Here is a 13,118-nt window from a genome sequence, read left to right as displayed (position 1 = left end):
TTATTAGGAAGATAATCTTAAAAATATAAAATCTTTAAGGCTGCTGCACTATCAATTTCAGGTTTTTAACAATATTTTCCTGTACATAGCGCACTACATACACACCCGAAGGCAGCGATTTGAGGGGTACTTGAAACTGATGTATGCCGGCTTCTGTATTGCCCGAAAATATTTCGCGTGTCAGTTTTCCTTGTATATCGAAGAGTTGCACCAAAGCAGTACCCGCCTCCTGCACCGTAATGCTGATGTTTACTTCATCGTGGGCGGGGTTGGGGAAGGCAGACAAGGCGGCAGTTGTTGGTGTTTCGGCGGCAGGGTTTTGTGTTTTGGCGACGGCAGGCACTTCACTCAAAATTGGTTCGGCGGTATCGGTGGGTTTGAGCACACCGCCGCAACCATCGGGATAGGCACGGAAAAAACTGCCGGATTTTGCCCAGAACCCCGGATTGAGGCGCACATAGGAAGTAATGCCGCAATCATAAACGATAGTAGCTCCGGCATTGATAACGTTGGTTGCCGTGATATTGCCCGAAGATTCATTTTCTACATTGTTGCCACTGATATAATCGTTGGAGCCATTCACAAAGTTGAGGCTGGCAGGGCAGGTGCAGGGCGCAATGCTTACAGTGAGCGTGGCAGTGCCTACACAGGTTTGTGCTGTCACTAAAGAATGGCTGGCAGCAATACTCAATAAAGTAAATAAACTATTATGTAAAAATAATTTTTTCATATAAAAAAGAAGGTTATGAGGTTAATTATTTTAAATATGCTTTATATGTTTAATAGAAAGTGATATATTTTTTTTCCTTTCGGAAATTTTTCAATCACTTGTCGGTACATCGTAATATCTAACCAACGGATTTTTAACAAAAATACATAAATTAAAGATATGTAGATGAAAAAGGATAAAAATATCATATAAAAATTTTCAGAATACTGGTAATTAATCTGCAAAGAAACCCAAGAAAGCAGCAATGCGATGAATATCAGAAATGAAAGTTTTTTAATATCTGCAAAAAAATACAGCGCAATGCCCGTATGAGCCGCTACTGATAATAAAAGTATGATTAAAGCAATGCCGTTGGCAAGTGTTACTGTGATAATAGCTCCTTTGAGTGCGTAGTGCTGTACTGCAAAATATCCCGCCACGCTCACCATCGCCACTATCAGGGCATACACCGCCATAATCCGCGAACTTTTGTGTAAGGCAATTAATATATCATTAAAATCCCAAAGCCTGATAAAAAGAATAAAATTGAACACAATGAATATAAAAACCGAAGCCTGAAAAGCAGTGCCCAAATATAAAGGGATCAAATATTTTGCAAAAAATAAACACCATATAATAATAGGGTAGGCGAGGAGAGCCGCCTGCATGTAGCCGCGCTTTTTCAGTGCGATGGCGGCGGCGTATTGCTCTGCTTTGATTTTGGCGGCGATGTCGGGTCCCAGCGAAGTATTGACGGCGTTGGAAAAATACGAAACAAAAAACACCTCCATCGCTCCTGCCCGAAAGAGTGCGTATTGCTCCGTACCCCACCAATAGCTCACCCAAAAACTCATCACATACAAAGGCAGCAGCTGCAACAAAGAAGCTACACCCAAAGGCAGGGCGGTGCGCAGCGAATGAGCCACTATCTTCGGCGAAAAAGCCGCCGCCCTTTTGAAAGAAGCGGGCAACAAACTCAAAAACCACACACACTCCAAAAGCCGCAAAGCTACCAACACCAAAAAAACACCATTTAAGCTGCTGAAAAAATATATACTGATAAATACCAGCACAATGCGCAGCACATTGGTGGTAATAAACACGCGCATCGTTTGGCGCATCATTCCCTGAAAAAACAACATACCCACCAGCACATAATTGATGGTTTGCAATAATACCGATGGCGAATAAACCCAATTGAGTACCGCCAACTCTGTATTGCCTTGCAGGTACAAAATAACAGCCAACAGCCACCACAGCAGCATACAAGCACCGCCCGCTATAACAGCTGCCCATTTCATATTAAAATAAGCGGCGGCTTGCCGATGGGCGTAGTGTTGCATCATAAAATTGACATGCTGCAAAAAACCGTAAGAAGCCAGCACCGCAAAAGTTTCGCCTATCATCACCGCTTGCCCATACAAACCGTAGTCGTGCAAAGGGAGCGTGCGTGCCAAAAACGGCGCGAACAAAATACTGACAACAATGTTTATTATCTGACCCGCAAAATAGAAAAAAGCATTCAGCGAGCGCGAAGGCGTATTTGTTTGAGACATTACAAATGCAAAAGTGCAAACTTTGCCTTAATTTGCGCGCTAAATCTCTTCAGCACCGATAAAAATTACATGAGAAATAAAAAAAGAGCGACTCCTAAATCTACCTCTCCGCAACAATTGCGCGAAGCCATACGACAAGTTTTTAAAAAATACCCTACCGAAGGCTGGACATTTCGCCAACTTATCAAGCAAGTTGCTTTGCCCCAAGTATCCAAAGCCGATATTGCCAATATATTGCAGGCGATGACACTAAAAGGCGAAATATTTGCTACAGATGACAGCCGTTTTTATGTCAATATTCATAAGAACCGTCAGGCACAAATGTTTCAGCAAACCCTGAAAAACAATACCAAAGCAGGCTCTAAAAATGCTAATCTTTTAGAGGGAATCATAGAAGTTACACAAAACGGCAATGCTTTTTTGACGGTAGAGGGATTAGAAAGAGATATATTTATTTCTTCTTCCAAAGTACTCAACGCCCTTGATGGCGACCGCGTGCGTGCCCGTTTGTTGCCACAACGCCGCAACAGCGACCGCCGCGAAGGAGAAATTGTGGAAGTGGTGCAGCGCAAAAGCAGATTGTATCCCGCCACTTTGCGCGTATTCCGCAGCAAAACCATCGCCATACCCGATAATCTGCGTATTCCCTACGATTTTATTATTCCGGCAGACAAAGTAAATCAAGCCAAAAACAACGACAAAGTAGCCGTTCAGCTCCTTGAATTTGCACCGCAACAAAAGAAACCCACCGCCGAAGTGGTGCAAGTGCTGGGCAATAAAATATCGCCGCATTTTGCCAAAATGGAGGCTATCCTCATTACACATAATTTTCCGCTTGCTTTTCCGCCCGAAGTGATGGAATTTGCCGACAATATTCAGGTGCGCTTAGATGAGCAGGAAATAGAAAACCGTGTGGATTTCAGAGATATTACCACTTTTACCATTGATCCCGCCGATGCCAAAGATTTTGATGATGCCCTCTCTATCCAACGTCTCGAAAACGGCAACTGGGAAATAGGCGTACACATCGCTGATGTATCGTATTATTGTCCCGAAGGCTCTGCTTTGGATGCCGAAGCCTACGAGCGTGCCACTTCGGTGTATTTGGTGGACAGGGTGCTGCCGATGTTTCCCGAAAAACTATCCAACGAAGTATGTTCGCTGCGCCCGCACGAAGACAAATTTTGTTTTTCCGCCATTTTTGAAATGAATACCAATGCACAAGTACTGCGCACCCATTTTTCGCGCACGGTTATTCATTCACAAAGGCGTTTTACTTACGAAGAAGCACAGGCAATTATAGAAGGCGGCGAAGGCGATTTGGCTTCTGAATTGCGCACCTTTGATGCTTTAGCTGCTAAATTGCGCAAACGCCGCTTCAAGGCGGGTTCTATTTCTTTTGAAACCCCCGAAGTAAAATTTAAATTGGACGAAAAAGGAAAACCGATTGATGTGTATTTGAAAGAGCGCAAAGATGCACACATGCTCATTGAAGATTTTATGTTGCTCGCCAATCGCGCGGTGGCGGAATTTTTTATGCAGCAAAAAGAAAAAAATAAAAATGCGCAGCAAACTCTGGGTGTATTTCGCAACCACGCCCTGCCCGATGAAGAAAAATTGGAAAAATTTGCGCTGATGGCGGCGCGTTTCGGCTACCGTGTAGATGCAAGCAGCCCACAGCGTATTGCACAATCGCTCAATAAATTATTTGAACAGGTAAAAGGGAAACCCGAACAATATCTATTGGAAAATTTAGGAGTGCGTACCATGGCAAAAGCAGATTATGGCGTAGAAAATATCGGTCATTACGGATTAGCTTTTGATGATTATACCCATTTTACTTCGCCCATACGCCGCTATCCTGATGTGTTGGTGCATCGTATTTTGTGGAAATTATTGCACAAACAAACTTTGCCCAACGCCAAAGACCTCGCCGAGCAAACCAAACATTGCTCCTTGCAGGAGCGCAACGCCGCACAAGCCGAGCGCGATTCGGTAAAATACAAACAGGTAGAATACCTCACTTCGCGCATCGGACAAGAGTATGACGGCGTAATTTCGGGGATTATGAACTACGGTATGTTTGTGATGCTCGAAGCCAACTACTGCGAAGGATTAGTACCTATCGAAAGCCTCACAGACGACCAATACTATCACGACGAGCGCGAAATGGCACTCGTGGGCGTGCGTCGCAAGCGTATATATCGTTTGGGCAGCCGTGTGCGGGTGCGCGTGATGTCGGCGGATTTGGAGAGCGTGCGCTCCGAATTTGAGTTGCTGGAGAAAAAAAACACCAAAGGTGCTTGATGAGATAAACGTTTTTGGTGTGTTTTTCTTGTAGAGAAAAGGGAGGTTGAAGTCTGTTTTATTTCATAAGACTTATTTCAACTTATATTCTTTTACTTTTTTAGATGTTATTCTGTAACTCAATCCAAGCTCCACCATCGCTCCTGTTGCTTCTTTAAGTGATAATTTTATATATCTTAATCCAAAATGCAGATTCAAATTGTGTTCTAAAAGGGTTGGAGATCCGTAGTAATATTGTGGTTTCGATTTACCTAATTTAATTGGGTAATTTATTACCACTCCGGAAGTCCAACCTTTAAGTTGAACCCAATCTTTATCATATTCTCCCAGATTTTCTGTTACATTTTGAATAATGGGACCCAATTCTCCTTGAATGTTAAATTTATCAAACCATTTACCGAATATAAGCCCGACAAGTAAGGTAGGCGGGGCATCAAATTGTTGTCGGGTTGTATTTAATGGATACTTTTCTTTTAGTTTATTGATGTAAAAATTCATATTTATTCCATATATCAGCTTGTTTTTTCCACTATATGCAATATCAATTTTCATACCTCCACCCAATGCCAAGTGCTTTGAAGGGTTGCCAATAAACTGATTCATCAGCCCTCCCGCTGTCATATCAAGTCTTTGACCTGATTCATTGATATATTCAAAGTCTTCGAGTTTTGCTTCGCGGTATGTATTTCCTTGAAAAAAGATTAGGTATTTGCTGCGTAAATGAATAAGTTGGAAAAGTGAGTTTTATAAAATAAATAGACGGTACAGGAATGCCATCTACTATTTGCGGATTAAATAATCCAATCTCTGATGTCTTATTTTTCAGGCTGTCTATAATATGTGGATTTGAAATTCCGTTAATTTCCGAAAGTATTGGGTTTCCAAATTCATCTATGGAGTAGATGATCTCAATTTCAACATTTCCGATTTCTTTTCTTTGCTCTTTTGTAAAATTAATTCCGTAATATTTGATGGCAAGTTGGTTTACCCCACCTTTCGGGCATACTTGCTGATTGAGACTATCAACCACTTGAGCGTTCATTTCCAAAAAGAAGCTGATTAGCGTAAATATTGTTGCAATTGCTTTTTTCATTTATGTATCTATGTAATAGTTGTGCGTTTGTATTGAGTTTGTTTGGTTTGCAAGGTTGTATATGCCCTCAAATATACAAGCATTTTTTTGAATAGAATTATATAACGGTATTTTTTTACCCTACATAAATTTTATATGCTGCCTGAAATTGCCAGAGTGACTAATATAACCCGCTATTCACCATATTTTAGCAGAAATTCAGTGTTGATGGCTTTAAAACTTACACGACCATTATTGAGGTTATTATTTACAAGCTCCATCATTTTTGTACTGATAGTGCGTTGTGAGTCACTTATATTTTTGTCATTTTTGACTATCTTTTTGCCACAGCATTTGATATAATTATCAGACATTGCCAATTTTTATTGATCTTAGCCTTAAAGCATTGGCTATTACTGAAACGGAGCTAAAACTCATTGCCAGTGCTGCTATCATAGGCGATAATAATATTCCAAAAAAAGGAAATAATACACCGGCAGCTATGGGTATGCCTAATGTGTTATAAATAAGTGCAAAAAACAGGTTTTGCTTGATATTTCTCATCACGGCATCACTTAAATTTTTTGCTTTCACAATAGCTTGCAAATCGCCTTTTACCAGAGTTATCATGGCACTTTCAATAGCTACATCAGTTCCTGTTCCCATAGCAATGCCTACATCACTTCGGGCTAATGCAGGTGCATCATTAATACCATCTCCGGCCATTGCTACTACTTTGTTATTTGCTTGTTGTTTTTCCACTTCTTTGAGTTTGTCTTCCGGCAGCATACCGGCTTTAAAATCCGTAAGATTTAATGCCTGTGCCACTGCCTGTGCGGTGTCGTAGTTGTCGCCTGTAAGCATCACCACATCAATGCCTTTGTTTTGGAGTGCTTCAATTGCTTTGGCACTGGTTTCTTTTATCTTATCGGCAATAACCACATAGCCCACGATGTTTTTATCTATTGCTAAATAAGAAACTGTTTTGCCTTGTTGCTGAAAGGTTTTAGCCTCTTTTTTCATTTCATCGGTGATTTCCGCTTTGGCGTATTCCATCATTTGGGGATTTCCCAACGCTACTTTCTTATTACTAATCTCGGCTTCCACTCCTTTGCCGGTTACAGCATTGAAATTGTCCGATTTCAGTATTTCTGCCTGATGCTCTTTTCCGTATTTCAAAGTTGCTTGCCAAAGGATGTTCGCTATTCGTATTTAGCGAAACAATAAATTTTAGTATTTCTGTCTCATTGAGCTTATCACTAAAACTCCCCACTTTTTCTACCGTTGGTTTTCCTTCGGTTATTGTGCCTGTTTTATCTATAATCAATGTATTGATCTTATTCAATTTTTCGAGTGCTTCTGCATTTTTTATCAATATACCATTTTGAGCACCTTTGCCTACGCCTACCATTACCGACATAGGTGTTGCCAACCCCAATGCACAAGGACAGGCAATGATTAGAACAGCAATGGCATTTACCAGCGCATATACATAAGCAGGCTCCGGTCCCCAAACAGACCATATTATGAATGTGATTGCCGAAATAATAACCACAACCGGCACAAAATAACCGGAAACCTTATCTGCTAAATTTTGAATAGGTGCACGACTGCGACCGGCATCATTGACCATACGAATGATTTGAGCGAGCAAGGTGTCGCTCCCTACTTTTTCAGCCTTCATTAAAAAGGGGCGGTTTCCATTGATTGTTCCACTGCTAACTTTATCTCCTTTATTTTTATCAACAGGAATCGGTTCTCCTGTAATCATTGATTCGTCTATACTTGTTTCTCCTTCGGTGATAGTGCCATCTACAGGAATTTTACCCCCGGGTTTTACTTTAAGAATATCATTCAATTCAATATCATCAATACTTACTTCAACTTCTTTGCCCTCTATGATTTTAGTCGCTTTATTTGGTGCTAATTTTAATAATTCTTTTACTGCCGAATTGGTTTGGCTATGGGCACGCGCTTCTAACAGCTGACCTAAAAGCACCAGCGTTAATATGACCGTTGCCGCTTCAAAATAAACGTGAACCGCACCGGATTCGGTTTTAAACTGCTCAGGAAACACATCGGGGAATAACATTCCAAAAACACTAAACAACCAAGCTACACCAGCACCAATACCTATAAGTGTGAACATATTGAGATTTCCTGTTCTGATACTTCTGTAAGCCCGTTCAAAAAACATCCAAGTGGCATAAAAAACTACCGGAATGGATAGCGCAAACTGCACCCAATTCCAATATTTTTGTTCCATTATGTTATACAGTGGATTACCGGAAAGCATTTCGCTCATTGCAATTAAGAAAATTGGCAATGTGAATGCTGTTGCTATCCAAAACTTTTTCGATAGATTTTTATACGTTTTCTCTTCGGCAGAAAGATCCGGTTTCAGTGGTACCAAATCCATTCCGCAGATAGGACAGGAATCTGCTTCATTCCTTATAATTTCGGGGTGCATTGGGCACGTCCATTGTGTTTCTGTTATAGCAGAGAGGTTTTGTTCCTCCACTAAACTCATTCCGCACACCGGACAATCTCCGGGCTTATCATAAGTTTTGTCGCCTTCGCAGTGCATAGGGCAGTAGAATATACCTGTGCCTTTACCTTTTTGCGGTTTTTCTTTTTTTATTTCGGAATGATGATAATGCTCCCCTTGCTGATGGATATTATAGATGCCTCCATCTTCTTTTAAAGCTTTTTGAAAAGTTTCTAAGGGAATATGATTTTCCATTTCAATAGTTGCTTCAGCTTTTTCCAGATTAACGGTAGCTTTGGAAACCCCTTTTACTTTTGATAACACTTCCTCTACATGACTGCGACAACCATTGCAAGTCATTCCGGTAATTTTATAAGTATGTTTCATTTTTCCTGATTTTTATTTATTAAATTTTCTAAAAATAATTAAAGTGAAAGCAAACATTTGCTTTCAAAGAGGGCAGGGACAAAATCTATGGCTGTCAAAAAAAAAGAATTATACTAAAATCAGATAAAATAGGCATAGATTAGAAAAATGGAACGCCGCAGGTGTAAAATTTTTATAGAAAAAAATAATGCCGAAAAACCTGAGACCTTCTTTCGAGGTTCTTAGTACCGATTTTCACAAACTCGCTTTTTTATTAAAAAACAAACGACTCCTGCGTAATGTTAAATATCGGTTGATAAATAACATTCCCCGAAATTTTACCGCTAAGGCACAATTTGTGTAACGCCGACAGTGCCGCTACTGCCATTGTCCCATTGCACTTCTATACTGTTTCCGTAAGGTGCGACAGATAAAATAGTACCGCCACTCACCGACCAGTTATACACCGTACCCGCCTCGCCGCTTGCCGGAACACTGTATATATTTACATAATTGCTGCAAGCGGTGGCATCGCCGCTGATGAGGGGCTTAAACACGCAAAAGCGCAGAACTCCCTGCGCCGATGCAGCAAAAGCACCTCCGGTAGCTGCATTCACGCTCACCGCCGAGCCATCGTAGGTGATGTTGTATGCACCCGAAGGAGTCATTCCCAACAAAGTATGGGTAGTTTCGCTGCCGCCGTTGAAAGTATAAGAAGTGCTGCTCACCGCGTTTGCAAGGATAAAGTATCTGTATTGAACATTACAATTTGTGCTGTATTATCTGCCAAAGTAACTTTTGTGCCTTTCATGTTATTGGTGGCAGAAGCCAAAGCGGTGCTGCTCATTTCTACAGTGGCGGTGGTGCCGGGCTGAAAAACACTCATAAATTCGGTATATAAAGGATTGGAAGGGTGGCGAATTTCGGCACGCCAAGTATCGCTGTTGAGGGCATATTCATCGCTGTCGGGATTGGGGTTTTCGAAGGCGGTGCTGATAAGGGGCGAAGCGGGCAATACTATATGCGTATAAAGGCGTTTGTCGCCGTAGGTGCTTTGTAAATGATTGCCGCTTACTGTGGGATTTGCCGTAAAATGCCAACGTTGTGCTTTGTCGTAAGCACCGTTGGGGTGCGTGGAAGTGCGTGCTTTGGCTTGGTCATATACCACAAATATATTCGCAGAACGCAGATATAGGAAATTGCGGTAGAAAAATCGCAGCGGGCGCAGCGAATAATCATAATAATTTTCGGGCATGGTGTAGGCATAAGTGGCATCGGTGCGGATATAAGTAATTTGATTCCCCATTTGTACCGCTTTTATATCGTCCCAGCCCCAACTCGTCTGCCCGCCGATATACGAAGAACTCATATTGCCGCCGCCATCTAACAATAATTCATATACATCGCCGTAGTCGCTGAAAAACAACGTATTTGCCTGCCCCGAATTGTAGCCCTGATTGCTGCCGCCGCCTATACCATTTTCATCAACGTTGCCGAATTGGTTGCCGTCCACGAGCAGATAGCGGTCGCCTTGTTTGATTTCCAAAGCTCCGGCGGCATTGTGTTGGTGGTCGTCCCAAATAGCACCGCCGCCTTTAAACGAAGCCCAAGTAGCGGTGCTGTCCCAGCTGTTGCGCATCAAAAAATAAGTGTAGGCACCATTTCCATTGCCAAGATTATATCCCGTATTATTGAAACCGCTGTAAAAAAGAGGTTCATCGGTGAAAGGGGCGGAGGGGCGATTTTCATCTAAATAATAAAAAGACTCCCAATTGGTCAGATTAAAAACAGAACCCCAAGTCGGGTGAACAAGAATTTCGGTATTGGCTAAATATTGTGCTTCTTCGCCCCAGGTAGTTCCTGCCAAAATATATGACAAGCGGTGCGCCAGCGACAAAGGGGCAATGCCCACCACATCACCACCCCAATCGCCGATGTGGTCAATTTCGTAGCGGTTGGGCAGCAGCGAGTGTTTGAAAGCCTGCAACAAATTGGGCATCCAAGTCGGGTGTGCCGCAAATAAATCTTCGTTGGTGGCGGTTTGTACTATTTTCATATATTCAATAATGCGCGACATCGTTCCTGCCCCATACGCCCAGCCCTGTATTTGCAAACCGCCTTTGTTGGGATTTCCTGTAACGTTTACCGCACCGCCCGTAAATACAGTAACAGTAGCTTCGTAGCCGCCTTCAAAAGGTTCTTCCAAATTATCGGAAGCAATATGTTCGGGGGCTGATAAAGCTGAAGGGGTACCGTCAAAGCGAATACGCGCAAAATCAATCATTTCGGCGGCGCGTGTATTATCTCCGGCACTCGCATAGCCCATTGCGGCACTGCAAATCACATGTCCGAAAAAATAATTGCCCGTAGCGCGGTCGTTGATTTGATAGGCATTGGTACGCAGCGAATCGTAATATTCGTTCATCAAATTAATGATGTCGTTTTTGAGTGTTGCATCTAATTCGTCATAGCAATAATCGTAAATAATGCCGATGGTCATTCCCAAAAATCGCGAAGGAAAATATTGGTCTATTTCTAAGGGCAACGAACAGCCTCCGCAGGTATTGGCGGGGTCGCTTTGTGCCGAAATCATCTCTTCGGCGAGTTCAATGAGTTTGTCGGAATAAGCGGTAGGAAATGCACCGGCGGTATTGCCTTTGGTCATTTGGTGTGCAAATGCCAAGGGCAGAGCTGCATCATACCAACCGCCGCCTTCGTAGGTATAAAAAATGTAATTGTTGTTCCAAGTGCTGATGGTACTTTGGTTAAAATCCATTACAGGGCGGGTTGCCAATTCATCGGCTTGCGCCTTTAAAGCGAGCCAGTCGGGGTGGTTGGCATTTTTTTTGGCGAGTAGTTGGTTTTTGATGGTGCTGTTTATCAGGAGGCGTGGGTGCGTGCCGATAACAGGATTTTGTGCATCTGCGCTTTGACAGCACAAAAATATGCAGCACAATAAAAGGCAAACGGGGAAAAGATGTTTCATGGTTGTTGAAGGAGAAGAAGTGAAGAAGATTGATTGATTTATCAAAAATAAACCTTTTAAATATAAGAAACAAATCTAACTATACGACAGTTTTTTTGAGGATAAGAAAAACAACACGGCAACCTAAAAAAAGTGTAAAAATGTAAGGTTATTTCAGGATTATGCTAATTAATACATTTAAAAAAGTAAGGCGAACATTATTTTTCTTTGCGGCTCTGCGTCTTTGCGGTTAGTATTTTTTTTTCACCGCAAAGGCACTAAGGCGCAAAGTTTTTTATAAAACCCCTTATTTATAAGGTAAATATTAATAACTCGTACTACCTCCCCAACTCGGCTGTAACCCTCCCCAACTCGGCTGTAACCCTCCCCAACTCGGCTGTAACCCTCCCCAACTCGGCTGTAACCCTCCCCAACTCGGCTGTAACCCTCCCCAACTCGGCTGTAACCCTCCCCAACTCGGCTGTAACCCTCCCCAACTCGGCTGTAACCCTCCCCAACTCGGCTGTAACCCTCCCCAACTCGGCTGTAACCCTCCCCAACTCGGCTGGAACCCTCCCCAATTCGGCTGGAACCCTCCCCAATTCGGCTGGAACCCTCCCCAATTCGGCTGGAACCCTCCCCAATTCGGCTGGAACCCTCCCCAATTCGGCTGGAACCCTCCGAAGCCCCACCCATCGCCTCTGACGTGGGTGAGTAGTTCACTCTTTATAAATCAATACGGGGACTTTTCCATGAAACGCCATTTTTTGCGTAAAACTCACCTCAAAAAAACGGTTGAGCGAAGATTGTTTTTTGCGCAGCATAGCCAGCACATCTACGCGATGCTCGCGGGTGTAATTTTCAAGCCCCTCCAAAATGCTGTCGTTTTCTATCAGCACAAAATCATAATTATCTTCGCCCAGCACTTCATCTACATACGAGCGAAAATGAATGATATGGTCGTGGTACTTGCTCGCATCATCGTCTGCTACATGCAAAAAAGTAAAACGACACTCAAATAACTGTACAAAATCGTGTAATTTGGCAATGGCGGCGTAGCCCTTTTCGCTTTCTTCGAGGTCGGTGGCAAATACGATGTTTTCAATAGTATTGCTGGGGGCGGCGAGTGGTACTGCTAAAATCGGCACATCTACTTTTTCAATGAGGGTTTGTGTATTGCTGCCAAAAAAACGTTCTTTCAGCCCCGAAGCTCCTTTGGTACCCAATACCAATAAATCAAAATGCTGGTGGTGCGTACCTGCGATGATTTCGTCCAACGCCGAACCCTGATGTAGATGATATTCTATTTGGATATGCTCTTTTTGATGCTCGGCAAGCGGTGTGCTGTGTGGAGGGTGCTTTCCAAAAATGCTGCAAGATTTCCTGCATATTTTCCGGTGGCTTATTATTTACATGCATCAATGTAACCGTACCCCCCGAAATAGCGGCGATTTGCGCTGCATAGTGTAGTGCGGTGCGCGAGTAAGGAGAAAAATCAGTAGGAACAAGAATGTTTTTCATTCGTCAAAACACTAAAACCTTCGGCAGTGCCAAAATTTTGTATTGACGAATTTAGTACATATTTTTTTGGTTAGGAAATTTTTTGTGGAAGAATAAGATTATGTAGCAGCAGGTATTTTAATTTTACCCCAACT

10 protein-coding genes and 1 pseudogene are annotated in these 13,118 nt (G+C 42.5%); 1 reads left to right on the top strand and 10 read right to left on the bottom strand.

Translation table 11 applies throughout. The features are described from left to right. Positions 1-34: 34 nt before the first annotated feature. Together IPL35_16650 and IPL35_16645 are read right to left on the bottom strand one after the other, a co-directional pair. A complete protein-coding gene (locus tag IPL35_16650) occupies positions 35-730 on the bottom strand; it encodes a T9SS type A sorting domain-containing protein (GenBank protein MBK8444931.1) in 696 nt (231 codons plus the stop codon). A gap of 41 nt (positions 731-771) precedes the next feature. Then, positions 772-2,265, bottom strand: a complete 1,494-nt coding sequence (locus IPL35_16645) for an oligosaccharide flippase family protein (protein ID MBK8444930.1) — start codon at positions 2,263-2,265, stop codon at positions 772-774. A 69-nt stretch (positions 2,266-2,334) separates the two neighbouring features. Between IPL35_16645 and rnr the strand changes: the two genes are divergently transcribed. Continuing rightward, complete coding sequence (rnr, locus tag IPL35_16640) at positions 2,335-4,572, top strand: ribonuclease R (protein MBK8444929.1); 2,238 nt, start codon at positions 2,335-2,337, stop codon at positions 4,570-4,572. 72 nt (positions 4,573-4,644) lie between these two features. On the opposite strand, the gene IPL35_16635 is transcribed toward rnr, so the two are convergent. From IPL35_16635 to IPL35_16600, 8 genes and pseudogenes are all read right to left on the bottom strand, one after another. Beyond that, the gene (locus IPL35_16635) at positions 4,645-5,193 is read right to left on the bottom strand and encodes a hypothetical protein (protein ID MBK8444928.1); all 549 of its coding nucleotides are present in this window, start codon (positions 5,191-5,193) and stop codon (positions 4,645-4,647) included. Positions 5,194-5,224: 31 nt separating this feature from the next. Next, positions 5,225-5,665 carry a hypothetical protein gene (locus tag IPL35_16630; GenBank protein MBK8444927.1) on the bottom strand — a complete coding sequence of 147 codons (441 nt, stop codon included), beginning with the start codon at positions 5,663-5,665 and terminating at the stop codon, positions 5,225-5,227. Positions 5,666-6,010: 345 nt separating this feature from the next. Continuing rightward, a pseudogene (locus IPL35_16625) lies at positions 6,011-8,519 on the bottom strand (copper-translocating P-type ATPase). A gap of 323 nt (positions 8,520-8,842) precedes the next feature. After that, a complete protein-coding gene (locus IPL35_16620) occupies positions 8,843-9,226 on the bottom strand; it encodes a hypothetical protein (protein MBK8444926.1) in 384 nt (127 codons plus the stop codon). Further along, on the bottom strand, positions 9,223-11,484 hold the full coding sequence (locus IPL35_16615) for a hypothetical protein (GenBank protein MBK8444925.1): 2,262 nt from the start codon (positions 11,482-11,484) through the stop codon (positions 9,223-9,225). The genes IPL35_16620 and IPL35_16615 overlap by 4 nt, the downstream gene beginning before the upstream one ends. A 317-nt stretch (positions 11,485-11,801) precedes the next feature. Beyond that, positions 11,802-12,128 carry a hypothetical protein gene (locus IPL35_16610; GenBank protein ID MBK8444924.1) on the bottom strand — a complete coding sequence of 109 codons (327 nt, stop codon included), beginning with the start codon at positions 12,126-12,128 and terminating at the stop codon, positions 11,802-11,804. 54 nt (positions 12,129-12,182) lie between these two features. Then, positions 12,183-12,740, bottom strand: a complete 558-nt coding sequence (locus tag IPL35_16605) for a universal stress protein (GenBank protein ID MBK8444923.1) — start codon at positions 12,738-12,740, stop codon at positions 12,183-12,185. After that, positions 12,700-12,984, bottom strand: coding sequence for a universal stress protein (locus tag IPL35_16600; protein ID MBK8444922.1), 285 nt, complete (start codon positions 12,982-12,984; stop codon positions 12,700-12,702). The genes IPL35_16605 and IPL35_16600 overlap by 41 nt, the downstream gene beginning before the upstream one ends. Positions 12,985-13,118 lie beyond the last annotated feature (134 nt).

It is taken from the genome of Sphingobacteriales bacterium, assembly GCA_016711285.1.
Taxonomy (GTDB): Bacteria; Bacteroidota; Bacteroidia; order Chitinophagales; family UBA2359; genus JADJTG01.
The sequence above is the reverse complement of the archived record's forward strand: the minus strand, read 5'-3'. Positions and strand labels throughout refer to the sequence as shown.

Coding starts and splice junctions, on each gene's coding strand:
- IPL35_16650 (MBK8444931.1), bottom strand. CDS start 730: ATGAAAAAATTATTTTTACATAATAGTTTATTTACTTTATTGAGTATT.
- IPL35_16645 (MBK8444930.1), bottom strand. CDS start 2,265: ATGTCTCAAACAAATACGCCTTCGCGCTCGCTGAATGCTTTTTTCTAT.
- rnr (MBK8444929.1), top strand. CDS start 2,335: ATGAGAAATAAAAAAAGAGCGACTCCTAAATCTACCTCTCCGCAACAA.
- IPL35_16635 (MBK8444928.1), bottom strand. CDS start 5,193: ATGACAGCGGGAGGGCTGATGAATCAGTTTATTGGCAACCCTTCAAAG.
- IPL35_16630 (MBK8444927.1), bottom strand. CDS start 5,665: ATGAAAAAAGCAATTGCAACAATATTTACGCTAATCAGCTTCTTTTTG.
- IPL35_16615 (MBK8444925.1), bottom strand. CDS start 11,484: ATGAAACATCTTTTCCCCGTTTGCCTTTTATTGTGCTGCATATTTTTG.
- IPL35_16600 (MBK8444922.1), bottom strand. CDS start 12,984: ATGAAAAACATTCTTGTTCCTACTGATTTTTCTCCTTACTCGCGCACC.